Genomic DNA, 26,496 nt, shown 5'->3' with positions numbered 1-26,496 from the left:
CTCCCGCGGGGGGCGTCCCCCCCCGGCGCGGCGGGCCCCCCCCGCCCGGGTGTGGGGGGGCTGCCGCCCCGGGCGCCCGCCGCCCGCCCCGGCGGCCCCCGGCCCCGGTCCGTTCGGCGGGGAACGGCACGCCGAACGTCACCGAATCGAGGAGTCTGTGGACATCGCGGAGTTGCCAGCGGCGCGGCCCGCGGCACCCGGCCGACGAACCGCCGCACTGCGCCGGGCGCTACGGGAACTGGGGCTCGTCGCCGCACTGTTCCTCATCTACAAGGCGGCGCGGGTGGCCGGGGCCGACCGGGGGGCGACCGCGGTCGGGAACGGGGAGTGGATCTGGCGGGTGGAGCGCCTGTTCCACCTGCCCGACGAGGCCGCCTTCCAACGTCCCGTGCTCTCCCACGAGCTGTTGGTGCACCTGGCCAACAGCTACTACGCGTACGTGCACTTCCCCGCCACGGCCCTCTGCCTGATCTGGCTGTACCTACGGCACCCGGCGCGTTATCTCTGGACGCGTCGCATGCTCGCCGGCCTCACCGCGGCCGCGCTGGCGCTGCACTTCCTGGTTCCGCTGGCGCCGCCGCGACTGACCGCCCTGACCGGCATGGTGGACACCGGCAGCCGTTACGGGCCCGCCGTCTACGGCCCGCCCGACACGGACGCGTTGAGCAACCAGTACGCCGCCATGCCCTCCCTGCACGTCGGCTGGGCTCTCGCCGTCGCCGTGGCGCTCATCGCGGTCTCCGGCACCCGCCTGCGGTGGCTGTGGCTGGCGCACCCGCTCGTGACCCTGCTGGTCGTCGTCAGCACGGGCAACCACTACTGGCTCGACGGCATCGTCGCGGCCGTGCTGCTCGCCGTCGTCTGCCTCGTGCTGCCCAGGCCCGCACCGCCGAGCAGCCCACCCACCCCTCGACGCGGCACCCGGGCCGGATGGCCGCGCCAGCGCGTACGGGCACAGCGGGAGCCGTCCGGTCACCCCACCGGGCGAGCCGACACCGCTGGCGTCGTGCGACGCCCTGACCGGCCGGCCCGTCAGCGACCGAGAACGAGGTACGCGAGGCCGAGGACGCCCCGGTAGACGCCGACGTACTCCCGGAGCCGGTCGTCCAGTTCCGCGCGGACGTCGCCCGCGCGCGGATCCTCCGGGTAGCTGAGCAGCCACTCCTGCCGGCCGGCCAGCCAGGTCGACTCGAAGTCGTCCCACTCGCGCTGGTCGGCGGTGCTCAGGTGCAGCACCCGCCAGCCGCGCTCGCGGGCGGCCTCGACGAGGCCGGGCAGTTCGGTGACCTCGGAACCGAAGATCTGCTCGGCCCGCGGGCTCGGCTGGCGTTCCCAGTAGGCGTCGCCGAACAGCAGCCGGCCTCCCGGCCGGACCACTGTGGCCAGCGCGTCCAGGGCGGCGCCGGTGCCACCGAAGGCGTGCGCCGACCCGATGCACAGGACCCGGTCGGCGGGTTCCTGCCAGGCCGCCACCTCGCCCATCACAAAGGCGACGTGCCGGTTCAGGGCTCGGCCGGTGGCCAGCCGCCGCCCCCGGGCGAGCGCGTCGTCGTCGGTGTCGACGCCGACGCCCCGGGTGGCGAGCGGGCCCGACACCCCACCGGCCGCGACCGCCCGCAGGAGCAGCTCACCCCAGCCGCAGCCCAGGTCGAGCACCCGCGCGCCCGGACGTACGTCGAGCCGCCGCAGCAGCAGCGCGGCGTGTTCCTCGGACAGGGGTGTGTTCCAGCGCATCCGCGCGTAGCGGCTGGCGGCGAGGTGGTCGGTTGCCTGCATCCGTTGAGGGTGTCAAGTCATGATCTGCGGCGCACGTCGGGTCCGGCGTCCGGCCGTACGGCAGGATCGGTGGGGTGGACGCGGAGCGTGCGGGGCCGACCCGCCAGGAGGTCGCGGCGGCCGTCGGGCGGGGCCTGCCGGACATCATCGGTCCGGGCCTGCGGGTGCTGTTCTGCGGTTTCAACCCGGGTCTCTACTCCGCCGCGGTGGGGGAGCCGTTCGCCCGTCGGGGCAGCCGGTTCTGGCCGGCCCTGCACGGGGGCGGCTTCACCGACCGTGAGCTGCGCTCCTGGGAGGGCGACGAGCTGTTGCGGCAGGGCCTGGGCCTGACCAGCCTGGTCAACCGGGCCACCGCCCGCGCTGCCGAGCTGTCGTCGGCGGAGCTGGTGGCCGGGGTCACCGGGCTGGCGGTGAAGGCGGGGCGGTACCGGCCGGGCTGGGTGGCGATCCTCGGGGTGACCGCGTACCGGATCGCCTTCGCCCGCCCGGCGGCCGGTCTGGGCCCGCAGCCGGACCGGCTGGGCCCGGCCCGGGTGTGGGTGCTGCCCAATCCCAGTGGCCTGAACGCGCACTTCCCGCTGCCGGCGCTGACCGCCGAGTTCGCCAGGTTGCGGCGGGCGACCGGACCCTAGCTTGCCGGCTCGGCGGCGAGCGACCGGTAGTAGGACCCCATCGCGGGGTGGTAGTCGTCGAACCGGGGCAGGGGTGAGCCGTCCCGGGACGCGACGAGCATGTCCAGGTAGTACTCCCAGCCGGCGCCCACGCGGGCCGTACGCTCCGGTTCGGTCAGGCTCGCCCACACGTCCGCGGCAGGCGCGCGGAACGTGCGGGTCAGGACGAGGTCGTGGCCGGTGGCGGTGCGAAACAGGCGTCCGGCGGGTGTACGGGTCATGCCGTGTGCTCCCTTCGGTGCTCCGCCGGGCCGTGGTCGCGGCGCTCTCGGCGGGTTCGACAGACCTCGGTCTCCAACGCGTCGAGGTGCCGCTCCCACCGGTCGGTCGGTAGGAGCCCGGCGAGCCAGTCGATCAGCGGCGCGAGTGGACCCGGATCGAGCCGGTAGATCCTGCGGCGTCCGACCATCTCGTCCCGGACCAGGCCGCTCTCGCGCAGCACCCGCAGGTGTCGGCTCACGGCGGGCCGGCTGATCGTGAACCGCGTGGCGATGTCGCCGGCCGCCAGTGGTTCGTCGCGCAGCAGGGTGAGGATGCGCCGCCGTACCGGGTCCGCGATCGCGGTGGCCACCTCGTCCACCCGCAAAGCGTAACCCAGGGGTTACGGGTGATACTCGCCGCTCCGTCCCGCTGCGTCGTTGGTGGGCACATGATCACCCGACCTGGCACTCTTGACGGCATGCCAGCCCTGCTTCGATCCCGCCTGACCGACTGGACCGTTGTCGTACCGGTGCTCGCGGTACTGATGCTTCTCGTCACCTGGGGACGAGAACTTCCCGGTCCCGTCGTCGTGGTGGTCGCCGCACTGCTGGGCGGGGCCGTGCTCGCGGCCGTGCACCACGCCGAGGTCGTCGCCCACCGGGTGGGGGAGCCCTACGGCTCCCTGGTGCTCGCCGTCGCGGTCACCGTGATCGAGGTCGCCCTCATCGTCACGCTGATGATCAGCGGACCGGAGAAGACCCAGTCGCTCGCCCGGGACACCGTCTTCGCCGCCGTCATGATCACCTGTAACGGGATACTCGGCCTGTCCCTGCTGCTCGGGGCGTTGCGCCGGCGGGTCGCGGTGTTCAACCCCGAGGGCACTGGTGGCGCCCTCGCGACCGTGATCACCCTGGCCACGCTGAGTCTGGTCATCCCGACGTTCACCACCGCCCGGCCCGGCCCGGAGTTCAGCCCGGCCCAGCTCGCCTTCGCCGCCGTCGCCTCACTGGCCCTGTACGGGCTGTTCGTGATCGTGCAGACCGGCCGGCACCGCGACTACTTCCTGCCGGTCGACAGCCGGGGCCAGGTGATAGACGCCGAGGAGCACGCCAAGCCACCCACCACCCGCGCGGCGCTCGTCAGCCTGGGCCTGCTGCTGGTGGCGCTGGTCGCGGTGGTCGGCGACGCCAAGACCGTCTCGCCGACCATCGAGGCCGGCGTGGCCGCGGCGAACCTGCCGCACGCGTTCGTCGGTGTGATCATCGCCCTGCTGGTGCTGCTGCCGGAGACCCTGGCCGCCGCCCGCGCCGCCCGCCGCGACCGCGTGCAGATCAGCCTGAACCTCGCCCTCGGCTCCGCGATGGCAAGCATCGGCCTGACCATCCCGGCCATAGCGATCGCCTCGATCTGGCTGGACGGTCCGCTGCTGCTCGGCCTCGGCGGCACCCAACTCGCGCTGCTCGCGCTCACCGCGGTCACGGCCGTGCTCACCGTCGTACCCGGCCGGGCCAACGTGTTGCAGGGCGGCGTGCACCTGGTCCTGATGGCCGCGTTCGTCTTCATGGCCGCCAGCCCCTGACCGCCGGCTCAGCCGTCGGCCGGTGGGTCGTCGGCCAGCCGGTCCGCGCGGGCGTTCAGGTAGCGCTGTTGCGCCAGGTTCGTCGACCGCGAGGCCGCCATCCGGTACGCCTCGCGCGCCGCCACCCGCTCACCCACCAGCTCCCACAGGTGCGCGCGGGCGGCCGGCAGTCGAGGGTCGTCGGCCAGGCGCGGATCGTCGGCCAGGTCGGCCAGCAGCGTCAACCCGGCCGGCGCGCCCCGGCTCATCGCCACCGCCACCGCGTGGTTCAGCGCCACCACCGGGTTGTCGGACATGCCCCGCAGCACCTCGTACAGGGCGGTGATCTGCGGCCAGTCGGTCGCCGCCGCGCTGGGCGCCTCGTCGTGCACGGCCGCGATGGCCGCCTGGAGCTGGTACGGCCCGACGGCCCCACCCGGCAGCGCCCCGGTGATCAGGGCGATCCCCTCGGCGATCTGGTCGGCCCTCCACCGGGTGCGGTCCTGCTCTGCCATCGGCACCAACTCGCCGTGCGGGCCGAGCCGGGCCGGCGCGCGGGCGTCGGTGAGCAGCATCAACGCGAGCAGCCCGGTGACCTCGGGGTCGTCGGGCAGCAGCCGGTGCGTCAGGCGGGTCAACCGGATCGCCTCCGCGGTCAGGTCGGCGCGCAGCAGGCCGGGGCCGGCCGTACGCGCGTACCCCTCGGTGAAGACCAGGTACAACACGTGCAGCACGGCGGCGAGCCGATCGGCGCGCTCCGCGTCGGTGGGCGGCGCGAACCGCAGTCCACTGTCGCGGATCCGCTGCTTGCCCCGGCTGATCCGCCGGGTCATCGTCGCCTCCGGCACCAGGAACGCCCGCGCCACCTCGGCGGTGCTCAACCCGCCCACCGCCCGCAGCGTGAGGGCGATCTGCGAGGCCGGTGACAGCGCCGGATGGCAGCACAGGAACAGCAGGACGAGCGTGTCGTCGGCGTCCGGCGGTGGACCGTCGGCGGCCGGAGCGCGCCACTGCTCGGGCAGCACCCACCGCGCCACCGTGTCCTCCCGCCGCCGGCGTGCCTGCTCACGCCGCAGCAGGTCGGTCAACCGGCGGGACGCCACGGTGATCAACCAACCACGGGGGTTGTCCGGTACGCCGTCGCGCGGCCAGCCGTCCACCGCGGCGATCAGCGCCTCCTGCACCGCGTCCTCGGCGGTGTCGAAGTGCCCGTAGCGGCGTACCAGCGCGCCGAGGACCTGCGGCGCCAGCGTGCGCAGCAGGTCCTCGACGGGCGCGTGCGGCACCGGTCAGCCGCCCAGGTCCTCGACGCTGTCCAGCACCGGACGCACGTCCACGTACGCGCCGGGGGCGTCCGGGTCGACCAGCCCGGCGGCGATCTCGGTGGCCCGGTCGAAGCTGGCGCACTCCACGATCGTGTAGCCCGCCAGGACCTCCTGCGTCTCCGGGTACGGGCCGTCGGTGACCACCGGCGCGCCCTCGCGCACCCGCACCCGGCGGGCGTGCACCGGCTCACTCAGGCCCCGGGCGTCGACCAGCTCCCCGGACTCGGCGAGCGCCTGGTGGAACGTCTCCATGTGCTGGTGCATCGCCGCGATCTGCTCGGCCGACATCACCGGCCGGTCGGTCGCCCGGCCCGACAGCACGTCGTAGTCCCGCTGCGACCCGTAGAGCAGGATCATGTACTTCACGGTGCTCACCCTCCCGTCCGCGGCGCCGCTGTCCGACGCCCGCCACCAGAAACGTCGAACCCACACCCCGGTCCCGGACACCCGCCCCCACCCGATCTGGTGATCAAGAGATTGGCGTCACGACACGCCGGGCACGGTCCCGCCAACGTCGTGATCGACACGGGCCGGAGTGGCGGGTGGGTCGTAGGTTGGCGTCATGGTGACCGTGTGGGTGGCACTTCTGGTCCTCGTCGCGGCGGCGGGACTGGCGTTCGGGGTCGTCCTCCGGCGCGGACGCCCGGACCCCGACGACGACCGCGCGGCGGGACGGGATGCCCGTACGCGCCAGCAGCGGTACGAGGCCGAGCGGCACGCGGACCAGGGGAGCACGTGGCAGCGCGGCCGGGAGTCCGGCGGCTGAACCGGGGTCACTGGCCGTAGGAGCGACGGAGACGGCCGTTGATCAGGTAGTTGAGGCGGTGGCGCAGATAGCCCAGCGTGCTCTCGCTCGGCACGTCGCCGTCGGTGGTGAGCGTCCAGCGCAGGGCGCAGTCCTGCCCGGGGGGCCCGACGCCCAGATCGAAGCGGACGCGGTCCAGCGGCCGGTGCGGCCACAGCGACGACCACACCAGCAGCACGGGCGCGTAGCCCGCCACCACCCGCGGTGGCACCTCGTCGTCGCGCAACTCCAGCCAGGGCCTGCTGCCCGGCGCGTACGGGTCGCGCAGCGACCGCCACACGACGTGCGCCGGCGCCGGCTGACGTCGCAGGCGGCTGCCCAGATCGTGCGCCACGACCCCTCCTCACCGGGGCGGCCACACCCGCCCCGGGGCCATTGTGGCGGCCGGACGCCACAGCCAGGAACCCACCGGGACCGGCTCGCGGGTGAACCCCGCCGCCCCGCCGTACGTGAATCCGGTGACGGGCGTGGCGGTCGTACCGTCGGGGTACTGCGCAGCGCGAGCACCGATGTCTGGGGAGGGCACAGTGACCGCACGGTCAGGACGCGACGCCCGGGGTCCGCTGGCGGGTCTGCTGATCGCCGCGCTGGTCTCGCTCGCCTGCGCGGGCGGCGGGCTGGCCGAGCCGGAGGGTGAACGGCCGGGGGCGGAGCCGCCGGCCGCCGCACCGGGCGCCACGCGGGCCGACAGCACCACGAGCGTGGCCGAGTTCAAGCAGGACGTCGCCGACGCGCAGGCCATCGCCGAACGGTACTGGGCGGCCCGGTTCAAGGAATCGGGCCAACGCTTCGAACCCGTGCGCCGGATCATCCCGTACCAGCGGTCCGGCGAGGTGTCCTGCGGCGGGCAGGCGCTGCCGCGCAACAACGCCGTCTACTGCTCCCGGGGCGACTTCATCGCGTACGACGTGGCCTGGTCGGTGGCGGCGTTCCGCCAGGTCGGTGACGCGTTCGTGTTCTACCTGCTCGGCCACGAGTACGCCCACGGCATCCAGGTGCGCCTCGGCATCAACTACAGCTTCACCATCCAGCAGGAGTTGCAGGCCGACTGCATGGCTGGGGCGTACCTCGGCGACTCGGTGCGCTCGGGCGCACTGACCCTCGCCGAGGGCGACCTGGACGAGTTCCGGGAAGGGCTGGCGGCGGTCGGCGACGACCCGGACCAGCCGTGGTTCGCCGAGGGCGCGCACGGCACCGCCGAGCAGCGCACCGACATGTTCTTCCGTGGCTACGAGCGCTCGCTCAAGGAGTGCGACCTGGGCTGAGCGGCGTTGCCCGGATCACCCTGACACCCGTTGGCGACACCGGCGCCGGATGCTGCTGGCAGGATCGCCGATGTCGGCCACGACCCTGGAGGATCCGCTGAGCAGCCATCACCCCGCCGCCGTGCTCTTCGACATGGACGGCACGCTGGTCGACAGCGAGAAGCTGTGGGACGTCGCGTTGCAGGAACTCGCCGAGGAGTACGGCGGCGAGCTCTCCGAGGACGCCCGCCGGTCGATCGTCGGCACCGCCATGGCCGAGTCGATGCGCATCCTGCACGACGACCTGGGACAGCCCGAGCGGGACCCGGAGATCAGCGCCGCGTGGATCAACAAGCGGATCCTGGAGCTGTTCCGCACCGGGCTGCCCTGGCGTCCCGGCGCGTTCGCGCTGCTGGAGGCGGTCCGCGCGGCGGGGATCCCCACCGCGCTGGTGACCTCCAGCCCCCGGGCGCTTGTCGAGATCGCCCTGGACACCCTCGGCCGGGACAACTTCGACGCGGTGGTCGCCGGCGACGAGGTGGTCGCCGCCAAACCGCACCCGGAGCCCTACCTGACCGCCGCGCACCGGCTGGGCGTGCCGATCGAGCGCTGCGTGGCGATCGAGGACTCGGCGACCGGGGTGGCCAGCGCGCTCGCCTCCGGCGCGGCGGTGCTGGCCGTACCGGCGGAGGTGGCACTTGCCCGCGCGGACGGCGTACACCAGGTGCGGAGCCTGACCGAGGTGGACCTGGAGGCGCTCGCGGCCCTGCTGGCCGACCGGGCCGTGGCCTGAGAGAAACGGGGCCCCCGCACGGCGGGGGCCCCGTTTCTCGCGTCGGCGTCAGTCGTGGGCGATGGCGCCCAGGACGTTGATCCGGGCCGCCCGAACGGCCGGGAGCACCGCGGCCACCACGCCGATGACGGCGGCGAGGCCGAGGAAGACACCCATCTGCCCCCACGGCAGGATCAGGTCGGTGATGCCCTCGTCCTTGAGCGCCTCGACCACCGCGGCGCCGAGGCCGGTGCCGACCGCCACGCCGAGCAGCGCGCCGAACACCGAGATCACCACCGCCTCCACGGTGATCATGCCCATGGTCTGGCCACGGCGCAGGCCGATCGCCCGCAGCAGCCCCAGCTCGCGGGTCCGCTCCAGCACCGACAGCGCCAGGGTGTTGATGATGCCGAGCACGGCGATCACGATGGCCAGCGCCAACAGGATCTGGATCATCGTGAGCAGCCCGTCGAGCGAACTCGTCTGCTGCTTGATGAACGCGTCCCGGTCGGCCACCGACACCTCGGGGCTGTCCGCGAGCAGCGTCTCCACCTGCGGCTGCACATCGGCCACCCGGGTACCGGGGGCCAGTTGGATGAAGCCCTGGATGGGCTGCGGGATGGCGAAGTCCTTCGCCGCCGTCACCGGCAACGTGACCGGATTGGTCAGCTGCGACGACTCGTAGATGCCGCTGATCGTGTAGGTGCGCTCCTCGCCCCGGGTCAGCTGCACCTTCACCGTCGAGCCCACCGACCAGCCGCGGGACGAGGCCGTGTCCGAACTGGCCAGCATCTGGGTCGGCCCGAGCCGGTCGATGTCACCGGCGGTGGCCTTCGCACCGAAGATCTGCCGCAGTGACGACACGTCACTGCTCGCCGCGACCCAGGTGCTCTCGCCGTCGATCCTTGCCATGTCGCCGTACTCGCCGTCGACGATCCGCACGCCGGGCAGGGCCTTGGCCTGGTCCAGTACGCCCGGGTCGAAGCTCGGCGGACGCGGCCCGCCCTGCTGGCCGGCGATCACCAGCTCGGCCTTGATGGTGTCCTGGGCGAGGGCGCTGATGCTGCCCTTGGCCGAGTCGAGGATCACCGTGACGCCGGTGACCAGCGCGATGCCGACCATCAGCGCGGCGGCGGTGATCGCGGTGCGGCGCGGGTTGCGCCCCGAGTTGAGTCGGCCCAGCTTGCCCGGCACCGACCAGGAGAAGATCGCGCCGAGCAGGCTCACCACCGGCCGGCTGATCAGCGGGGTCAGCAGCGCCACCCCGATGAAGGCGAACAGCACCCCGCCGAGGATGGTGGACAGCGTCTGACCGCCCGCGTTGCCGCTGAGCCCGAGGAACAGCAGCACCGCGCCGATGCCGGTGACCACCGACCCGGCGATCGTGATCTTCGTCAACGGACGGTCCGGGGTGGCCACGTCCTGCATCGCCGCGATCGGCGGGATCCGGGACGCGCGCAGCGCCGGCAGCAGCGCCGCCACCACCGTGATCACCAGACCGACGGCGAACGAGCCGATCACCGCCGCCGCCGGCACCCCGATCCCGGCGAGGGTGAGCCCGCCGGCCAGCTTGCCGAACAGGAACGCCAGCAGCGCGCCCACCCCGATGCCGGCGGCCAGGCCGAGCACCGAGGCGATCAGGCCGACCGCGATGGCCTCCAGCACCACCGAACCGATGATCTGCCGGCCGCTGGCCCCGATGGCACGCATCAGCGCCAACTCGCGGGTGCGCTGGGCCACGATGATCGAGAAGGTGTTGAGGATCAGGAAGGTACCCACCAGCAGCGCCACCGCGGCGAAACCGAGCAGGATCTTGTTGAAGAAGGACAGGCCCTCCTTCAGGCCGGCTGCGGCGTCCGCGGCCACCTGCTCCCCGGTCTTCACCTCGAAGTCCGCGCCCAGAGTGCGGGCCACGTCGTCGCGCAGCTTCTCGTCCGAGACCCCGCCGGCGGCGCGCACCGTGATGCTGCTGAACGTGTCCGGCTCGCCCAGCATCAACCGCTGCGCCACAGGCGTGGTGAAGAAGACCTCGTTGACCCCGCCGATCGAGTCCCGGTCACCGCTGTAACCGAGGATGCCGACGAGCGTGAAGTCCCGCTTCTTCGACTCGAACGCGGTCAGCACGCCGACCTTCTGGCCGACCTGCACCTTCGCGGTGTTGGCCAGGGACCTGTTGATGACGATCTCGTCCTCGGCCTGCGGCGCGCGCCCCTCACGAAGCTGCAGCAGGTCGCTCTCGCCGGTCCAGTTCTCACCCAGCTGCGGCGGACCGAACGAGGTGACCACCTTGCCGTTGCTGCCGATGACCCGGGCGCCGTCGGCGTTGACGACGCCCGTCGCCGACGCCACCCCCGGCACCTGCTTGACCCGGTCCACCACTGCGGCCGGCAACGGGGCGGCGGTCTGCTCGCCCTCCATCTCGTTGACCTGGACCTTCGGCTTCGCCGCGACGTTCACGTCGATCTCGGAGAACCCGTCGGCGAAGACCGAGTCGAAGGAACGACCAAGCGTGTCGGTGAGCACGAAGGCCCCCGAGACGAACATGACCCCGAGCACCACGGCCAACCCGGACAGGATCAGCCGGACCTTGCGGGCCAGCAGACTCTTCAGTGTCGCCCGGAACATCAGTTGCCCACCTCGGCGGGAGCGTCCAGCTTCTTCATGGTGTCCAGCACCGTCTCGGCGGTCGGCTCGACCAGCTCCGACACGATCTCCCCGTCGGCGAGGAAGACCACCCGGTCGGCGTACGCGGCGGCGGTCGGGTCGTGGGTGACCATGACGATGGTCTGACCGTGCTCGCGGACCGAGTCGCGCAGGAAACCGAGCACCTCGGCGCCGGAGCGCGAGTCCAGGTTGCCGGTCGGCTCGTCGGCGAAGATCACCTCGGGGCGGGAGACCAGCGCCCGCGCGCACGCCACCCGCTGCTGCTGCCCACCGGAGAGCTGCGCCGGCCGGTGGTCCAGCCGGTCCTTCAGACCCACCGTGCTGATCACCGTGTCGTACCAGGCCGGGTCCGGCTTACGCCCGGCGATCGACAACGGCAGCAGGATGTTCTCCTTGGCGGTGAGCGTGGGCAGCAGGTTGAACTGCTGGAAGATGAACCCCACCTTGTCGCGGCGCAGCTTCGTCAACCCGGCGTCGCCGAGCCCGGTGACCGTCGTCTCGCCGATCGACACCGTCCCCCGGGTCACCGAGTCCAGACCGGCCAGGCAGTGCATCAACGTCGACTTGCCGGAACCCGACGGGCCCATGATCGCGGTGAAGCGGCCACGTTCGAACTCGGCGCTGACCCCCCGCAGCGCGACGACCTGAGCCTCGCCGCTGCCGTACACCTTCCACACGTCGTTCGCCCGGGCCGCGGCCTGCGCCTGCTGGCCTACCGTCGCGGTCACGTCATCTACCTCTTCCGTCTGTCCGAAAACGCACGCCGCCCCCCGATTGGTCCGGCGTGACTGTTCAATCATCGGTGCTGCCCACGCCCATCCCGTCCGTCCCTGGGGGGACACCGCGCGGATTTCCCGCTGCGGGTGCACCCCCATGTCGGATCAGGGTTGCCCCTGACCCGACGAGCCGCCGAGCAGCTCCGCCGACCCTTCCCCCTCACGTCACAGGAGGGTCAACCGCGCCAGGTCGTCTCCGGTCACGGTAGGTGACGGCAGCAACGCCGGCCGTCCCCCCAGGGAGGGATCTTCGGGTACGCCGACCGGGGTATCCGGACCGTCGCGGCTACGCCCGGGGGCGGACCAGCCCCGACTCGTACGCCAGCACCACGGCCTGCACCCGGTCGCGCAGCCGCAGCTTGGTCAACAGATGACCGACGTGGGTCTTGATGGTGGTCTCGCTGACCGACAACACGGCGGCGATCTCGGCGTTCGACAACCCGCGCGCCACCTGCACCAGCACCTCGCGTTCCCGGTCGGTGAGCGCGTCGAGCGCCGCCGACGGCGTCCGCGCCGGGTCGGGCAGCAGCTCGGCGAAGCGGTCCAGCAGCCGCCGCAGGATCCGGGGCGCCACCACCGCGTCCCCGCCGGCGACCGTCCGGATCGCCGCGATCAGCTCCTCGGCCGGCACGTCCTTGGCCAGGAACCCGCTGGCCCCGGCCCGCAACGCGCCCACCACGTACTCGTCCAGGTCGAAGGTGGTCAGCACCAGCACCCGCACCGGCAGCCGGGCGTCGACGATCGCCCGGGTCGCGGCCACCCCGTCCATCCGGGGCATCCGGATGTCCATCAGCACGACGTCGGGCAGCAGCCGGCGGGACAGCTCCACCGCCTCCACGCCGTCGCCGGCCTCCGCCACCACGTCCAGGTCACCCTCGGTGCCGAGCACCATCCGAAAGCCGGTCCGCAGCAGGGGTTGGTCGTCGGCGAGCAGGATCCGTACCGGCCGCGCCGAGGCCACCCGTTCGGTCATCTCGTCTCCCGTCCCCCGTCGACGTCCCCGCCGCACCGGTCATCCTCGCGTACACCGGCCGGTGCGTCGTGGACCACCGTAGAGACGCGGAGCGAGCCGTGTCCCGATCGGCGCGGCGCCGATCCGGTCGGGTGTGCCGGCGGGGCGACCGGGACGGTTCAGCGGGCACCCGACGGCGGGCGGCTCACTCGTCGGCGCCGGGCGTCACCGGCGCGGACCGGGCGTCGCGCAGCGGGTCGGCGCCCGCCACCGCCACCGGGAACGGCGGCGGGGTGCCGCCGAAGCTCGGGCACAGCGCCTGGTGGCTGCACCAGTCGCAGAGCCGACTCGGCCGGGGCCGGAAATCCTGCCGGACGGTGGCCTGCTCGATCGCCCGCCACAGCGCCACGACGGTGCGTTCGAAGCGGACCAGCTCGTCGGCGTCCGGCGTGTAGTCCAACACCTCGGCGTCGCGCAGGTAGAGCAGCCGCAGCACCCGGGGCACCACGCCCCGGGTGCGCCACAGCACCAGCGCGTAGAACTTCAACTGGAACAGCGCCCGGGCCTCGAACGCCTCCCGTGGAGCGCCACCGGTCTTGTAGTCAACCACCCGCAGCGCGCCGTCCGGCGCCACGTCGAGCCGGTCCAGGTAACCCCGGATCAGCAGCTCCTCGTCGACCACCGCCGAGATCAGGCTCTCGCGCTCGGCCGGCTCCAGACGCGTCGGGTCCTCCACCGCGAAGTAGCCCTCCAGCAGCCCGGCCGCCGAGCGCAGGAACTCCACCGGGCCGGCCGGCTCCGCGTCGTCGAAGATCGCCGCCAGCTCCGGCTGCTCGGTGACCAGCCGATCCCACTGGGGGGCCACCAGGTCACCGGCCGCCGCCGGCGTACGACCGGAGGCCGGCAGGTCGAACAGGCGCTCCAACACCGCGTGGACCAGCGTGCCCCGGGCCTGCTCCATGGTGGTGCGCTCGGGCAGCCGGTCGATGCTGCGGAACCGGTAGAGCAGGGGACAGGTCTTGAAGTCGGCCGCCCGCGACGGGGACAGCGACGCCCGCACCGTCGGCGGGGTCTGCGCCGGTAGGGGGGACTGGGTGGTGGTGACCGGTTCCGCCGTCATGTCGGCAAAGGTTAGGGCACCGGTGTGACACCCACCGCCGCCCGCCCCGCACACCAGCGGTCCGTAGCATCGTGGCGATGGAGCAGACATCCCGGCCGCCGCGCCGACCCGACCGGCGCCCCGGCCTGAACGTGGGCCGGGTGTTCGGAGTGCCGCTGCACCTCAATGGCTCGATGGTCCTGCTCGCCGCGCTCGTCGCCGTGCTGTACGCCGAGTTCGCCCGCCGCCAGCTCGACCTGTCGCAGCTCGCCGGCTACCTGATCGGCTTCGGTTTCGTGGTGTCGCTGCTCGGCTCGGTGCTGCTGCACGAGCTGGGCCACGCGCTCACCGCCCGACGCTACGGCATCGGTGTGCGCGGCATCACCCTGGAACTGCTCGGCGGCTACACCGAGATGGACCGCGACGCCCCGTCACCCCGGGTCGACCTGCTGGTGTCGCTGGCCGGCCCGGCCGTCTCGGCGGTGCTCGGCGTCATCGCGGTCGCCGCGACCATCGCGCTGCCCGAGCGGACCGTGGCCCACCAGCTCGCCCTCCAGCTCGCCGTGAGCAACGTGATCGTCGCGGTGTTCAACATCCTGCCCGGGTTGCCGCTGGACGGCGGCCGGGCGCTGCGCGCCCTGGTCTGGGGGCTGACCCGCGACCAGCACCGCGGCACCGAGGTCGCCGGCTGGGCCGGTCGGGCGGTCGCCGTCGGCACCGCCGTCCTGGTCCTGCTGCTCACCCTCGCCGACTACCTCGCGCCCTTGGCGCTGCCGCTGATGCTGCTTGTCGCCCTCACCCTGTGGCGCGGCGCCGGGCAGGCCATCCGCGCCGCCCGGGTCAGCCGCCGGTTCCCGCTGATCGACCTGTCCCGGCTGGCCCGACCGGTCTGGCCGGTGCCCACCGGCACCCCGCTGGCCGAGGCGCAGCGTCGCCGCGCCGAGGCCGGGCAGCCCCTGGCCGCGCTGCTGGTCACCGATTCCGCCGGTCGGCCGGTGGCGCTCGTCGACCCGGCCGCGGCCGAGGCGGTACCCGTCGAGCGTCGGCCCTGGCTGGCGGTCGACGCCGTGGCCCGGTCGCTGGGCGCGCTGCCCACCCTGCCGGCCGGGCTCGACGGGGAGCGCGTGATGGACGCCGTACAGACCCACCCGGGCGCGCAGTACGTGGTGACGTCAGGCGAAGATGTCGTCGGCATTCTGCACATCGGGGACCTGGCACAGCTCCTCGAACCCAACCGGAAGATGACATCGTGACCGCAACGTCCCCCACCGTCCCGGCCGACGCCGCCAGCCCGGCGCTGACACCCGTGCACCGTGGGCCCTTCCGACCCGGCGACCGGGTGCAGCTCACCGACCCGAAGGGCCGGATGCACACGGTGACGCTGGAGCCCGGCAAGGAGTTCCACACCCACCGGGGCATCCTGGCGCACGACGCCCTGATCGGGCTGCCCGACGGCAGCGTGGTGACCACCTCCGGCGGCGGCACCGCGTTCCTGGCGTTGCGGCCGTTGCTGTCGGACTACGTGCTCTCCATGCCGCGCGGCGCGCAGGTGATCTACCCGAAGGACTCGGCGCAGATCGTCGCGATGGGCGACATCTTCCCCGGCGCGAAGGTCCTCGAGGCCGGCGCCGGCTCCGGCGCACTGAGCTGCTCGCTGCTGCGGGCCGTCGGCACCGAGGGGGAGCTGCACTCGTTCGAGCTACGCGACGACTTCGCGCAGATCGCCAGGCGCAACGTGGAGGCGTTCTTCAACGGGCCGCACCCGTCCTGGCACCTGCACGTCGGTGACGTCGCGCAGTGCCGGGAGACCGGCTTCGACCGGATCATCCTGGACATGCTGACCCCCTGGGAGACCCTCGACATGGTCGAGCGGGCGCTGGTGCCCGGCGGGGTGTTCATCGGCTACGTGGCCACCACGCCGCAGCTCTCCGAGCTGGTCGAGGCGCTGCGGGAGCGCGGCGGCTGGACCGAGCCGCGCGCCTGGGAGTCGCTGGTGCGCGACTGGCACGCCGAGGGCCTCGCCGTCCGCCCGGACCACCGGATGATCGCGCACACCGCGTTCCTGGTCTCCGCGCGCAAGCTCGCCCCCGGCGTCACCGCACCGCCCCGGCGGCGCAAGCCCAGCAAGGGCACCGAGGCGTACGCGCAGCGTCGGCAGGACCTGCGCGAGGCCGAGGCGGCCCGGCAGGCCGCCGCCGCGCAGGCCGCAGGCGCGCAGCCCGACGCGACGGGGGAGATGGACAGGCCGTGACCATCGAGCTGGGCGCCGGCCTCGCCGGGCGGATCGAGCTGGGCGCCGGCCTCGCCGGGCGGGGGGAGGCGGCGGCATGAGCCGACCGGGCTACGGCGGCGGTGACCTGCCCGCGGTCTTTCCCGACTGGTCGCCCTACCAGGACCTGGAGTCGGCGGCGCGGGCCTACCTGCGGGACCCGGACGTCGCCCTGGAGGCGCTCGGTGGGGTGCTGCGGGGCGCGTCGGTGCTCGGCTTCACCCTGGAGCGGTTCGTCAACGAGGTCAACGGCGTGTGGCAGGAGGTCGTCGTCTGCGACGGCAGCCGGCTGATCCTCTGGCACGGCGAGGACGTGCCGCCGGGGGAGGGTCCGCCGGGATCGATGACCTCGTCGCTGCGGGTGGTGCCGGTCTCCACCGTCACCGAGGTCGGCTGCCGGCGTCGGCTCAACCGCGCCGACAGCGGCGAGATCCGGGTCGACAGCATCGACGTGTACCTGCTGCTCACCTCGCTGGACGAGGCGCCCCCGAGTGAGGATATGGCCGGCACGCCGCGGCACGACGCGCTGCGCTTCGGCAAGACCCTGGACGACGGCGGCGCCGGGCAGATCGCCCGGCTGGAGGAGTTCGCCCGGCTGGTCGCCTCGGTGGTCGGCCGGCCGATGCTCTGAGGCGTACCCCCTGGAACCCGGCCGGGCCGCGCGGCCCGGCCGGTGAGGGCTCAGTCCTCCTCGGCGTCCGGGCCGGCGACCTCGACGCCGTCGCCACGCACCACGTGGATGCAGTCGCCCGGGCACTCCTTCGCGGAGTCGATCACTTCAAGGCGCAGGTGTTCGGGTACGTCGACGCGGCTGCCCGGCGCCATCCGCAACTCACCGTCGACGCCCTTGACGTACGCCAGCCCGTCGATGTCGAACTCGAACACCTCTGGCGCGTACTGCACGCAGAGCCCATCGCCCGTGCAGAGATCCTGGTCCACCCAGACCTGCAACTGGTCGGTCGCGACCTCGGCCACCGGTGCACCCCCCATGTTCTCCCGTACCAGCCTCCGACGGTACCCGAACGCCGGTACCGGCCCGTCAGGCCACCCTTGGCGATCAAGGTTCGGTGACGAGGGTGTTGCATGGGACCGAATCGGCCTCATAGCGGCTAGTGTTAGGGCAGAACGTTCAAGCCCCCCGGGGAGGTGGGACGTGGCAGCACGCAGCGACGACGCGGACTCGCGCGCCGCACGGTGGGAGAAGGAAGCCCACGATCTCTCCACGCAGGTCGCGTTTCTTCAAGAGGAACTCGCCCTGGTGCGGCGTAAGTTGACCGAAAGCCCCCGACACGTCCGGCAGCTCGAAGAGCGGCTGGCGGCCACCCAGGCACAGTTGGCGCGGCTGACCGAAAACAACGACCGGCTGGTGAGCACCCTCAAGGAGGCTCGCACGCAGATCGTGACGCTCAAGGAGGAGATCGACCGCCTCGCGCAACCGCCGAGTGGCTACGGCGTGTTCCTGGCCAAGCACGACGACGGCAGCGTGGACGTCTTCACGGGCGGCCGGAAGCTGCGGGTGGCCGTCTCGCCCTCACTGGACGTGGCGGAGTTGCGCCGCGGCCAGGAGGTCCTGCTCAACGACGCGCTCAACATCGTCGACGCGTTCGGCTACGAGCGGGTCGGCGAGGTGGTGATGCTCAAGGAGATCCTGGAGGGGCCGGGTGGCGGTCCGGGTGACCGGGCGCTCGTGGTCTCCCACTCGGACGAGGAGCGCATCGTGCACCTCGCCGAGACGCTCATCGGCTCGACGATCCGCGCCGGCGACTCGCTCATGATCGAGCCCCGCTCGGCGTACGCGTACGAGCGGATCCCGAAGAGCGAGGTCGAGGAGCTGGTCCTGGAGGAGGTGCCCGACGTCGACTACGGCGACATCGGTGGCCTCCAGTCGCAGATCGAGCAGATCCGCGACGCGGTGGAGTTGCCGTTCCTGCACGCGGACCTGTTCCGTGAGCACCAGCTCCGTCCGCCCAAGGGCATCCTGCTCTACGGTCCGCCCGGTTGCGGTAAGACGCTGATCGCCAAGGCGGTGGCCAACTCCCTGGCCAAGAAGATCGCCGAACGGCAGGGCAAGGAGAAGCACACCAGCTTCTTCCTCAACATCAAGGGCCCCGAGCTGCTCAACAAGTACGTCGGCGAGACCGAGCGGCACATCCGGTTGATCTTCCAGCGGGCCCGGGAGAAGGCTGGCGAGGGCACCCCGGTGATCGTGTTCTTCGACGAGATGGACTCGATCTTCCGGACCCGCGGTTCCGGTGTCTCCTCCGACGTGGAGAACACCATCGTCCCCCAGCTGCTCAGCGAGATCGACGGCGTGGAGGGGCTGGAGAACGTCATCGTCATCGGCGCCTCCAACCGGGAAGACATGATCGACCCGGCGATCCTGCGACCCGGCCGACTCGACGTGAAGATCAAGATCGAGCGACCGGACGCCGAGGCGGCCAAGGACATCTTCTCCAAGTACATCCTCTCCGGGCTGCCCCTGCACCCGGACGACCTGGCCGAACACGGAACCGACCCCCAGGCCACCGTCGCCGCCATGATCGACGCGGTGGTGCTGCGGATGTACTCGGAGACCGAGGAGAACCGCTTCCTCGAGGTCACCTATGCCAACGGCGACAAGGAAGTCCTCTACTTCAAGGACTTCAACTCCGGCGCGATGATCCAGAACATCGTCGACCGGAGCAAGAAGATGGCCATCAAGGAGTTCCTCACCTCCGGTCGCAAGGGGCTGCGCCTACAGCACCTGCTCGACGCCTGCGTCGACGAGTTCCGCGAGAACGAGGACCTGCCCAACACCACGAACCCCGACGACTGGGCCCGGATCTCCGGCAAGAAGGGCGAACGGATCGTGTACATCCGTACGCTCGTCTCCGGCGGCAAGGGCACCGAGGCCGGCCGGTCCATCGAGACCGCCAGCAACACCGGCCAGTACCTCTGACACCAGCGGCGAGGGTGTCCACCGTCCGGTGGGCACCTTCGCCGCTGTGTTCAGCAGGTCGTCAGGCGAAGATCCAGCGCTTGGACACCACGTAGTTCGCCGCCGACAGCGACGCCGTCACGATCAGCTTGGCCAGCAGGTAGGGGGTGCCCGCCCAGGTCAGCCCGGAGACCAGCACCACGTTGGCGGTCAGGTTCGCCAGGACCAGGGCGAAGTAGCGCCCGACCTGGGGGACCATCTGGGCGGACGAGCCGAACGACCAGGCCCGATTCAGCCCGAAGTTGACCCAGAACGAGGTCAGGAACGACAGGGCGGCCGCGACTGGCAGCACGATCCGCAGAACGCCGTGGTAGATGAACAGTGAACCGGTGTCCACGGCGACGCTCAGACCCCCGACGACCAGGAACCGCACGGCACTGTGTCGGGACAGGTGGCGGACGGAATCGGCAACAGGTGACAGCAAAGAGTTCTCCAAGGGGGGACCCGGAGCGGTGAGGACGACGAGGGAGTCTATCGTCTGTCCATCCACCCAGCGGGGCCTGCCCGCGCGAGCCGCGAGGTTGACGTGCCTGATCCCGGAAGAGTGACGCCAGCGGCCACCGGCGACAGCCCGGCAGTGACCATGAGCGCCGCCCGACGACACTGGGCCCTGGCCTTCGTCGCCTTCTTCCTGCTCATCTTCGCCTGGTCGATGGCCGCCCCGTACGACGGCACACCTGACGAGCGCGAACACATCGTCCGGGCGGCCGGTGTCGCCGCCGGGCAGATCGCGCCGCCGCCGGCCGCCGCGAAGAAGGGCACCGGCGCCTTCCAGACCGTTCCCGGCGGTCTCGTGCGGGAGCAGTGCTGGCAGTTCAAGAAGGAAGTCTCCGCGGCGTGCGCCCAGCCGCCGGGCAGTGACCGGACACCGACCCGGGCCGGCACCGGAGCGGGTCGGTACTTCCCCGCCTACTACGCCCTGGTGGGCGCGCCGACGGTGCTGTGGCCGGGCTGGTCGGGCGTCCTGCTCGCCCGCATGATCAGCGCGCTGTGCTGCGCCGCGCTGCTCGCCTGCGCGTTCGTGGTGATCCGCAACCGCTCCCGCCGTGGTCTCATGATGGGCGCCCTGGTCGTGGTCACCACGCCGATGGCCGTGCACATGGCCAGCGCGGTCAACCCCAACGGGCTGGAGATCGCCGCAGGCATCGCCTTCTTCAGCGCGGTGATCCCGCTGATGATCGGCCCACCCGGCCCCCGCCGGGGCCTGATCCTGCTGGTCGGGATCAGCGCGTTGCTGCTGGCGGTGCTGCGCCAGACCGGCCCGCTCTGGCTGGCCACCGCCTTCGTCGCGTTCGCCTTCCCGCTGCGCCGCAGCAACCTCCTCGGCCTGCTGCGCGACCGGGCCGCACAGCTCTGGGCGGGCGGCATCGTCGTGGCCACCCTGGCCGTGCTCGCCTGGACCGTCCGCCAGCAGACCTCCGACCTGGGCAACTACTCGGCCAAGTCGCTCACCTACGGGCAGGCGGCGCTGATCGAGGCCGACCGGTGGCGGGGTTACCTCGACCAGATCATCGGGGTCACCTCCTGGCTGGACACCCGCATGCCCGCCCCGCCGTACGTCATCTGGCAGCTCGTCGCCGGGGCGCTGCTGCTGATCGGCGTCGTCTGGGGCGGCACGCTCGACCGGTGGCGCCTGCTCGTGCTGCTCGGCGGCGGCGTGGTCGTCCCCTCCGTCATGCAGATCGCCCTGGTCAACGAGAGCGGCTTCGTCACGCAGGGCCGCTACATGCTGCCCATGCTGGTCGGCGTCCTGCTCTACGCCGCGTGGGTCGCCGAACAGCGCGGGTTCGAGATCGCCCGAGCCCGCTCGTTCACCCGGCTCGCCGTGCTGCTCCTGCTGCCCATCCAGCTGTTCTGCCTCGCGTACACGATGGTCCGCTGGCAGAACGGCCTGCCCGCCAACCTCGGTCTGAGCAGCCTCAACCCGCTCGGCGGCGACTGGCACCCGGTGGTCGGGTCGGCGCTGCCGCTGCTGAGCGCCACCGTCGGACTGGTGCTGTTCGGGTGGCTCGTCTGGACCACCCGCACCTCCGACGCCGACGCGGTGACGACGCACGGCGAGCGTCCGGCCGCCGAATCCACCGAACTGTTCCGGCCCGCCGGCTCTCACCTACAGAGTGCGGGCGCCCAGGGCGGACTACGCTCGACCTGACGGGGGACCGGGTCGGGCGAGCGAAGCGGGTAGGTCGATGAGCGTAAGACGGATCATGGGCACCGAGGTCGAGTACGGCATCTCGGTGCCCGGTCAGGCCGGAGCCAACCCGATGGTCACCTCCTCGCAGGTGGTCAACGCCTACGGGGCGCGCCCCGAACTCAACCGGGGCGGGCGGGCACGCTGGGACTACGAGGAGGAGTCGCCGCTGCGCGACGCCCGCGGCTTCACCTACTCCGGGGCGGCCTACGACCCGGCGGAGGCGCTAGCCGACGAGGACCTCGGCCTGGCCAACGTGATACTCACCAACGGCGCACGCCTCTACGTCGACCACGCCCACCCCGAATACTCCACCCCCGAGGTGACCACCCCCCGCGACATCGTGCGCTGGGACAAAGCCGGTGAGCGGGTGATGGCCGAGGCGTCCCGCCGCGCCGCCACCATTCCGGGCACCCATCCGATCCACCTGTACAAGAACAACACCGACAACAAGGGCGCCAGCTACGGCGCCCACGAGAACTATCTGATGCGCCGGCAGACCCCGTTCGCCGACATCGTGGCGTACCTGACGCCGTTCTTCGTGACCCGGCAGATCGTCTGTGGCGCCGGCCGTGTCGGCATCGGTCAGGACGGCGGGCAGAGCGGCTTCCAGATCTCCCAGCGCGCCGACTTCTTCGAGGTCGAGGTGGGCCTGGAGACGACCCTCAAGCGGCCGATCATCAACACCCGCGACGAGCCGCACGCCGACGCCGACAAGTACCGCCGGCTGCACGTCATCATCGGCGACGCCAACCTCTCCGAGATCTCCACCTACCTCAAGGTGGGCACCACCGCGCTGATCCTCACCATGATCGAGGAGAAGGCCCTCGGTGGCGACCTGGGCATCGCCGACCCGGTCAGTGAGCTGCGGGCGGTCAGCCACGACCCGTCCCTGACGCACCGGATGCGGCTGCGCGACGGCCGCCGGCTCACCGCCCTGGACCTGCAGTGGGCATACCTGGAGCGGGCCCGGTCCTTTGTCGACGACCGGTACGGCACCGACGCCGACGAGCAGACCGTCGACGTGCTCGACCGGTGGGAGAGCGTGCTCGACCGGCTCGGCCGCGACCCGATGCTCTGCGTCGACGAGTTGGACTGGGTGGCCAAGCTGCGGCTGCTGGAGGGCTACCGGGAGCGGGAGAAGCTCGGCTGGGGGTCGCACAAGCTCCAACTGGTCGACCTGCAGTACTCCGACGTCCGCCCGGAGAAGGGCCTCTACCACCGGCTGGTCACCCGGGGCGCGATGAAGACGCTGCTCACCGACGACGAGACGCGCCGTGCGATGACCGAGCCGCCGGAGGACACCCGGGCGTACTTCCGGGGTCGCTGCCTGGCCCAATACGCCTCCGAGGTGGTCGCCGCGAGCTGGGACTCGGTGATTTTCGACGTGGGCCGGGAGTCGCTGGTCCGGGTGCCGATGATGGAACCGGAGCGGGGCACGCGCGCACACGTCGGGGCGTTGTTCGACCGCTGCGCCAGCGCCAAGGACCTGTTGGAGACGTTGACCGGCGGCTGACATCCGGTACCTCCGGCGGGCATCACCCTGTGGCATGCTAGGCCGTCCCCCGAATCCTCGACCCACACGGTGATGCGATGCTCCTCTCTGCCCGGCAGGTTGGCCGGCGTGCGGTGACGGCTGTTCCGCTGTCGAACGCGTACGCCGGGCGCGCCAACAGTTTCGGCTTCCTGCGGCTCTGCTTCGCCGTAGCGGTCGTCCTCGCGCACACCGCGGTGATCGGGTACGCCCGGCCACTGACCGAGGTGGTCGACGTGGCAGGTCTGGGAGTCGCCGGCTTCTTCGGCATCTCCGGCTTCCTCATCACCCGCAGCGCCAGGCGTGCCAGTCTGCCCCGCTACCTGTGGCACCGCGCCCTGCGGATCTGGCCGGGTCTCTGGGTGTGTCTGCTGTTCATCGGCTTCGTGGTGGCCCCCATCGTCTGGTACGCCGAGCGCGGCAACCTGGACGGCCTGTGGCGGCACCCGGCCGGCGTGGTCAACTTCCTCCAGGCGAACTGGTGGGGTGGCTACCGCCAGCAGGGGATCATGGACGTCTTCCGGGACACGCCGTACGGCGAGCTGGTTCGCCGCAGCGTCCTGGACGGCTCACTCTGGACGCTCAGCTACGAGATCTTCTGCTATCTGATCGTGGCTTCGCTGGCCGTGGTGGCGGTGCTGCGCCGTGCCCGCTGGCTGGTGCTCGCCGCCGCCGTCCTCGTCTTCGGTCTGCTGCTCTGGAACCAGTACGAGGCGTTGCGCTTCGGCGGGTCGACCTACTTCACCAGCGGCTCGCTCGGCCCGCTGCCGCTGCTCGGGGCGCTCAGCAAGATCTGGTTCCTGCGTTTCGGCTTCATGTTCCTCGTGGGCGCCGTGGCGGACCTGTACAGCGACAAGCTGCCCATCAGTGACGTCCTCGGCGTGCTCGCCATCGTGGTGACCGGCTGGCAGACGCTCGAGGGTCACCTGTTCGGGCCGGCGCTGCTCGCGTACGAGTACGCCATCCTGTACCTCGCCGTCCGGCTGCCGCGGCTGCTGCACGTGGTGGGCCAGAAGAACGACTACTCGTACGGCATCTACATCTACTCCTTCGTCGTGCAACAGATGCTGGCCTGGTTGGGGGCGGCGGCCTGGGGCTTCGTCGGGTACTTCGCGGTGGTCATGATCTGCACCGTGGTCCTGGCCTTCCTGTCCTGGCATCTGGTGGAGAAGCAGGCCCTGCGGTTCAAGGACTGGACTCCGCGCATCCGTCGTCAGGCGCCGCCCGAGGACGCGTCGGTGCGACCGTCGCGCGAGCCGGAGCGCACGCCTGAGCCCGGCCCGGTGCCGGTCACGGCGGACGCGTCGGCTCCCCGAGGCTGAACGCAACAGACGCGAACACTCCTGACGTGAGGGCTTTCTGTCGCCTGAGCGGGGTAGATTTCATGCCAGACGATCGTGGAGGAGACAGCCATGGCCACTCATGACAGCGGCGGCCAGTCGCAGTCCGGCAAGTCCCGTCAGGGCGAGGAGATCGAGGACGTCACCACCGAGGCCAACCCCGAGGTGGCCGAGCGGCACGCCGAGATCACCGAGGACGTCGACGACCTGCTTGACGAGATCGACTCCGTCCTCGAAGAGAACGCAGAGGAATTCGTGAGAGGCTATGTCCAGAAGGGCGGAGAATAGGGCTTATGCCCGATTCTCCGCCCCCGGTCGGGGGTGGGCCGCCGCACGCGGGGCGTGGCCCCGTAGCGGAGGTCCTCCACGCCTGTGGGCGAAGGACTGCGGAGGCGGTACGGCGTGGCTGAGAAGGAGTCCGCCGAGCTCATGGCCGAGTGGTGCGGGGTCTGCGCGATATGTGGTGGCGTGGACCCGCAACATCTGGACCACGATCATCGCACCGGATGGGTGCGCGGGATACTCTGCTTCAACTGCAACGGTGGTCCTGGCCGGTTCCGTGACAGTCCCATGAGGCTGGCCAGGGCGATCACGTACCTGAGAGGAACCACGTGGCAGCGGGCTTTGATCCATCCGGGCGTCTACCAGATGTGTTCACCAACGCGGGGACGTCGTCCTTCACCACGTTTCTGAGCCGGGTGGCCCCCGAGATGCTGCCCGGCCGGCGACCGTTGCCGCCGGGCATGGCCGCCGACCTGGCGCCGCACGCGACCACCATCGTGGCCATCTCGGCCGCCGGTGGCGTGGTGATGGCCGGCGACCGGCGGGCCACCATGGGCAACCTGATCGCCCAACGGGACATCGAGAAGGTGCACCCGGCCGACGCGTACTCGCTGGTCGGCATCGCGGGCACGGCGGGCATCGGCATCGAGCTGATGCGACTGTTCCAGGTGGAGTTGGAGCACTACGAGAAGATCGAGGGCGCGATGCTCTCGCTCGACGGCAAGGCCAACCGGTTGGCGTCGATGATCCGCGGCAACCTCGGCGCGGCCATGCAGGGGCTGGCCGTGGTGCCGCTGTTCGCCGGTTTCGACCTGGCCGCGGGCGACGCGGCGACGGCGGGCCGGATCTTCAGCTTCGACGTGACCGGTGGCCCCTACGAGGAGACCGGGTACGACGCGATCGGCTCCGGCTCGCTCTTCGCCAAGTCCGCGCTGAAGAAGCGTTTCCGGGCTGGTCTGTCCGTGCAGGACGCGACCCGGCTGGCGGTCGAGGCGCTGTACGACGCGGCCGACGACGACACCGCCACCGGTGGGCCGGATCTGACCCGCCGGATCTACCCGGTGGTGATGACCGCGACCGCCGAGGGCACCCGCCGGCTGACCGACACCGAGACGGCCGCGATCGCCGAGGGTGTGGTCGCCGGCCGGATGGAGAATCCGGGCGGTTGAGACCCGCGCCCCACCAGTCAGCAGTCGTCAGCACAGCGCCGTAAGGAGAATCGCCGCCGTGGCAATGCAGTTCTACGCCTCTCCCGAACAGATCATGCGGGACCGTTCCGAGCTGGCCCGCAAGGGCATCGCCCGGGGTCGCAGCGCGGTGGTCCTCAGCTATGCCGGTGGGGTTCTCTTCGTCGCGGAGAACCTCTCCAGCGCCCTGCACAAGGTCAGCGAGATCTACGACCGGATCGGGTTCGCCGCAGTTGGCCGGTACAACGAGTTCGAGAACCTGCGTCGGGCCGGCGTACGGATGGCCGACCTGAACGGCCTCAGTTACGACAGGCGTGACGTCACCGGTCGCGCCCTGGCCAACGCGTTCGCGCAAACGCTCGGCGCGATCTTCACCGAGCAGTCGAAGCCGTTCGAGGTGGAGATCTGCGTGGCGGAGGTGGGCCCGACCGCCGACGCCGACGAGCTGTACCGGCTGACCTATGACGGCTCGGTCAACGACGAGCCGGGCCGCATGGCCATGGGCGGTCAGGCCGAGGCGATCACCGGTGTGCTGAAGTCACAGCACCGTGCGGACATGTCCCTGGCCGAGGCGGCCAAGGTGGCGGTGCAGGCCCTGAGCAGCGTCGGTGGCGAGGGTGGCGCCGCCCGGACGATCGCCGCCAATCAGCTCGAGGTGGCCGTCCTGGACCGCCAGCGGGTCGGGCGGACCTTCCGGCGGATCACCGGGGCCGCGCTGACGGCGCTGTTGGACGGTGAGGTGGAGGCCGGCGGCGATCCGGCCGGCGGCGCCGCCGAGCCCGCTGTACCGACCACGGAGGCGCACAAGCCGACCACGTCGGCGGGTTCGGCGGACCTGGAGGACAGGCCCGCCGAGGGCGGCGAACGCTAGGA

At 71.7% G+C, this 26,496-nt stretch carries 29 protein-coding genes; 17 read left to right on the top strand and 12 right to left on the bottom strand.

The genetic code is table 11. The features are described 5' to 3' along the window. The first annotated feature begins 157 nt into the window (after positions 1–157). Entirely contained in the window at positions 158–1,078 is a 921-nt protein-coding gene (locus ABZS77_RS28080; RefSeq protein WP_354828910.1) for a phosphatase PAP2 family protein, read from the top strand. Here ABZS77_RS28080 and ABZS77_RS28075 read toward each other — a convergent pair. Beyond that, positions 1,033–1,776, bottom strand: coding sequence for a methyltransferase domain-containing protein (locus ABZS77_RS28075; protein WP_354828908.1), 744 nt, complete (start codon positions 1,774–1,776; stop codon positions 1,033–1,035). The genes ABZS77_RS28080 and ABZS77_RS28075 overlap by 46 nt on opposite strands. Positions 1,777–1,850: 74 nt before the next feature. Between ABZS77_RS28075 and mug the strand changes: the two genes are divergently transcribed. Further along, entirely contained in the window at positions 1,851–2,408 is a 558-nt protein-coding gene (gene mug, locus ABZS77_RS28070; protein ID WP_354828905.1) for a G/U mismatch-specific DNA glycosylase, read from the top strand. Here the strand turns inward: mug and ABZS77_RS28065 are convergent. Beyond that, positions 2,405–2,668, bottom strand: coding sequence for a hypothetical protein (locus ABZS77_RS28065; protein WP_354828903.1), 264 nt, complete (start codon positions 2,666–2,668; stop codon positions 2,405–2,407). The two genes, mug and ABZS77_RS28065, sit on opposite strands and share 4 nt — an antisense overlap. Continuing rightward, the gene (locus tag ABZS77_RS28060) at positions 2,665–3,027 is read right to left on the bottom strand and encodes a metalloregulator ArsR/SmtB family transcription factor (protein WP_354828900.1); all 363 of its coding nucleotides are present in this window, start codon (positions 3,025–3,027) and stop codon (positions 2,665–2,667) included. Before ABZS77_RS28060 ends, ABZS77_RS28065 begins: the two co-directional genes overlap by 4 nt. A gap of 99 nt (positions 3,028–3,126) precedes the next feature. On the opposite strand from ABZS77_RS28060, the gene ABZS77_RS28055 reads away from it, so the two are divergent. After that, positions 3,127–4,227: an ionic transporter y4hA gene (locus tag ABZS77_RS28055; RefSeq protein ID WP_354828897.1), complete on the top strand. Its 1,101-nt coding sequence runs from the start codon at positions 3,127–3,129 to the stop codon at positions 4,225–4,227. An 8-nt stretch (positions 4,228–4,235) separates the two neighbouring features. On the opposite strand, the gene ABZS77_RS28050 is transcribed toward ABZS77_RS28055, so the two are convergent. Both ABZS77_RS28050 and ABZS77_RS28045 read right to left on the bottom strand, forming a co-directional pair. After that, positions 4,236–5,492 (bottom strand): DUF6596 domain-containing protein, encoded by a 1,257-nt coding sequence (locus ABZS77_RS28050; protein ID WP_354828894.1) that lies wholly within the window; start codon positions 5,490–5,492, stop codon positions 4,236–4,238. 3 nt (positions 5,493–5,495) lie between these two features. Further along, positions 5,496–5,888 carry a YciI family protein gene (locus ABZS77_RS28045; RefSeq protein ID WP_354828932.1) on the bottom strand — a complete coding sequence of 131 codons (393 nt, stop codon included), beginning with the start codon at positions 5,886–5,888 and terminating at the stop codon, positions 5,496–5,498. Positions 5,889–6,093: 205 nt separating this feature from the next. Here ABZS77_RS28045 and ABZS77_RS28040 point away from each other — a divergent pair, with 205 nt between their 5' ends. Then, positions 6,094–6,297, top strand: a complete 204-nt coding sequence (locus ABZS77_RS28040) for a hypothetical protein (RefSeq protein ID WP_354828892.1) — start codon at positions 6,094–6,096, stop codon at positions 6,295–6,297. 7 nt (positions 6,298–6,304) lie between these two features. On the opposite strand, the gene ABZS77_RS28035 is transcribed toward ABZS77_RS28040, so the two are convergent. Continuing rightward, entirely contained in the window at positions 6,305–6,670 is a 366-nt protein-coding gene (locus ABZS77_RS28035) for a hypothetical protein (protein ID WP_354828889.1), read from the bottom strand. Between the two features lie 193 nt (positions 6,671–6,863). Here ABZS77_RS28035 and ABZS77_RS28030 point away from each other — a divergent pair, with 193 nt between their 5' ends. Together ABZS77_RS28030 and ABZS77_RS28025 are read left to right on the top strand one after the other, a co-directional pair. Continuing rightward, the gene (locus ABZS77_RS28030; protein WP_354828886.1) at positions 6,864–7,601 is read left to right on the top strand and encodes a neutral zinc metallopeptidase; all 738 of its coding nucleotides are present in this window, start codon (positions 6,864–6,866) and stop codon (positions 7,599–7,601) included. 121 nt (positions 7,602–7,722) lie between these two features. After that, entirely contained in the window at positions 7,723–8,373 is a 651-nt protein-coding gene (locus ABZS77_RS28025) for an HAD family phosphatase (protein WP_354828930.1), read from the top strand. Between the two features lie 48 nt (positions 8,374–8,421). Here the strand turns inward: ABZS77_RS28025 and ABZS77_RS28020 are convergent, their stop codons facing one another. The 4 genes from ABZS77_RS28020 to ABZS77_RS28005 all read right to left on the bottom strand — a co-directional run bounded on the left by ABZS77_RS28020 (position 8,422) and on the right by ABZS77_RS28005 (position 13,864). Continuing rightward, entirely contained in the window at positions 8,422–10,977 is a 2,556-nt protein-coding gene (locus tag ABZS77_RS28020; protein ID WP_354828883.1) for an FtsX-like permease family protein, read from the bottom strand. Next, the gene (locus ABZS77_RS28015; protein ID WP_354828880.1) at positions 10,977–11,744 is read right to left on the bottom strand and encodes an ABC transporter ATP-binding protein; all 768 of its coding nucleotides are present in this window, start codon (positions 11,742–11,744) and stop codon (positions 10,977–10,979) included. Before ABZS77_RS28015 ends, ABZS77_RS28020 begins: the two co-directional genes overlap by 1 nt. Before the next feature lie 334 nt (positions 11,745–12,078). Next, a complete protein-coding gene (locus ABZS77_RS28010; protein WP_354828877.1) occupies positions 12,079–12,765 on the bottom strand; it encodes a response regulator transcription factor in 687 nt (228 codons plus the stop codon). A gap of 184 nt (positions 12,766–12,949) precedes the next feature. After that, the gene (locus ABZS77_RS28005) at positions 12,950–13,864 is read right to left on the bottom strand and encodes a PD-(D/E)XK nuclease family protein (protein ID WP_354828874.1); all 915 of its coding nucleotides are present in this window, start codon (positions 13,862–13,864) and stop codon (positions 12,950–12,952) included. A gap of 77 nt (positions 13,865–13,941) precedes the next feature. On the opposite strand from ABZS77_RS28005, the gene ABZS77_RS28000 reads away from it, so the two are divergent. The 3 genes from ABZS77_RS28000 (at position 13,942) to ABZS77_RS27990 (ending at position 16,743) form a co-directional block, all read left to right on the top strand. After that, positions 13,942–15,096 carry a M50 family metallopeptidase gene (locus ABZS77_RS28000; RefSeq protein WP_354828871.1) on the top strand — a complete coding sequence of 385 codons (1,155 nt, stop codon included), beginning with the start codon at positions 13,942–13,944 and terminating at the stop codon, positions 15,094–15,096. A gap of 44 nt (positions 15,097–15,140) precedes the next feature. Beyond that, on the top strand, positions 15,141–16,094 hold the full coding sequence (locus ABZS77_RS27995; protein WP_354828927.1) for a tRNA (adenine-N1)-methyltransferase: 954 nt from the start codon (positions 15,141–15,143) through the stop codon (positions 16,092–16,094). A 76-nt stretch (positions 16,095–16,170) separates the two neighbouring features. After that, positions 16,171–16,743, top strand: coding sequence for a hypothetical protein (locus ABZS77_RS27990; RefSeq protein ID WP_354828868.1), 573 nt, complete (start codon positions 16,171–16,173; stop codon positions 16,741–16,743). 50 nt (positions 16,744–16,793) lie between these two features. On the opposite strand, the gene ABZS77_RS27985 is transcribed toward ABZS77_RS27990, so the two are convergent. Beyond that, positions 16,794–17,087 carry a ferredoxin gene (locus tag ABZS77_RS27985; RefSeq protein ID WP_139584278.1) on the bottom strand — a complete coding sequence of 98 codons (294 nt, stop codon included), beginning with the start codon at positions 17,085–17,087 and terminating at the stop codon, positions 16,794–16,796. A gap of 178 nt (positions 17,088–17,265) precedes the next feature. Between ABZS77_RS27985 and arc the strand changes: the two genes are divergently transcribed. Next, positions 17,266–19,050, top strand: a complete 1,785-nt coding sequence (arc, locus tag ABZS77_RS27980) for a proteasome ATPase (RefSeq protein ID WP_354828865.1) — start codon at positions 17,266–17,268, stop codon at positions 19,048–19,050. Between the two features lie 61 nt (positions 19,051–19,111). Here the strand turns inward: arc and ABZS77_RS27975 are convergent, their stop codons facing one another. Then, the gene (locus ABZS77_RS27975) at positions 19,112–19,462 is read right to left on the bottom strand and encodes a GtrA family protein (RefSeq protein ID WP_354828862.1); all 351 of its coding nucleotides are present in this window, start codon (positions 19,460–19,462) and stop codon (positions 19,112–19,114) included. A gap of 210 nt (positions 19,463–19,672) precedes the next feature. Between ABZS77_RS27975 and ABZS77_RS27970 the strand changes: the two genes are divergently transcribed. From ABZS77_RS27970 to prcA, 7 genes are all read left to right on the top strand, one after another. Continuing rightward, positions 19,673–21,241: a DUF2142 domain-containing protein gene (locus ABZS77_RS27970; protein WP_354828859.1), complete on the top strand. Its 1,569-nt coding sequence runs from the start codon at positions 19,673–19,675 to the stop codon at positions 21,239–21,241. A 37-nt stretch (positions 21,242–21,278) separates the two neighbouring features. Then, positions 21,279–22,796, top strand: coding sequence for a depupylase/deamidase Dop (gene dop / locus ABZS77_RS27965; RefSeq protein WP_354828857.1), 1,518 nt, complete (start codon positions 21,279–21,281; stop codon positions 22,794–22,796). Between the two features lie 77 nt (positions 22,797–22,873). Next, positions 22,874–24,136, top strand: a complete 1,263-nt coding sequence (locus tag ABZS77_RS27960; RefSeq protein WP_354828854.1) for an acyltransferase — start codon at positions 22,874–22,876, stop codon at positions 24,134–24,136. Positions 24,137–24,226: 90 nt separating this feature from the next. Beyond that, positions 24,227–24,442: a ubiquitin-like protein Pup gene (locus ABZS77_RS27955; protein WP_088948111.1), complete on the top strand. Its 216-nt coding sequence runs from the start codon at positions 24,227–24,229 to the stop codon at positions 24,440–24,442. Between the two features lie 141 nt (positions 24,443–24,583). Beyond that, the gene (locus ABZS77_RS27950; protein WP_354828925.1) at positions 24,584–24,847 is read left to right on the top strand and encodes an endonuclease VII domain-containing protein; all 264 of its coding nucleotides are present in this window, start codon (positions 24,584–24,586) and stop codon (positions 24,845–24,847) included. Continuing rightward, entirely contained in the window at positions 24,766–25,605 is an 840-nt protein-coding gene (gene prcB, locus ABZS77_RS27945; RefSeq protein ID WP_354828851.1) for a proteasome subunit beta, read from the top strand. The genes ABZS77_RS27950 and prcB overlap by 82 nt, the downstream gene beginning before the upstream one ends. A gap of 58 nt (positions 25,606–25,663) precedes the next feature. Continuing rightward, positions 25,664–26,494: a proteasome subunit alpha gene (gene prcA / locus ABZS77_RS27940; RefSeq protein WP_354828849.1), complete on the top strand. Its 831-nt coding sequence runs from the start codon at positions 25,664–25,666 to the stop codon at positions 26,492–26,494. The last annotated feature ends 2 nt before the right edge of the window (positions 26,495–26,496 follow it).

Origin of the sequence: Micromonospora sp. NPDC005298 (assembly GCF_040607375.1) — a bacterium.
GTDB lineage: Bacteria > Actinomycetota > Actinomycetes > Mycobacteriales > Micromonosporaceae > Micromonospora.
The sequence above is the reverse complement of the archived record's forward strand: the minus strand, read 5'-3'. Positions and strand labels throughout refer to the sequence as shown.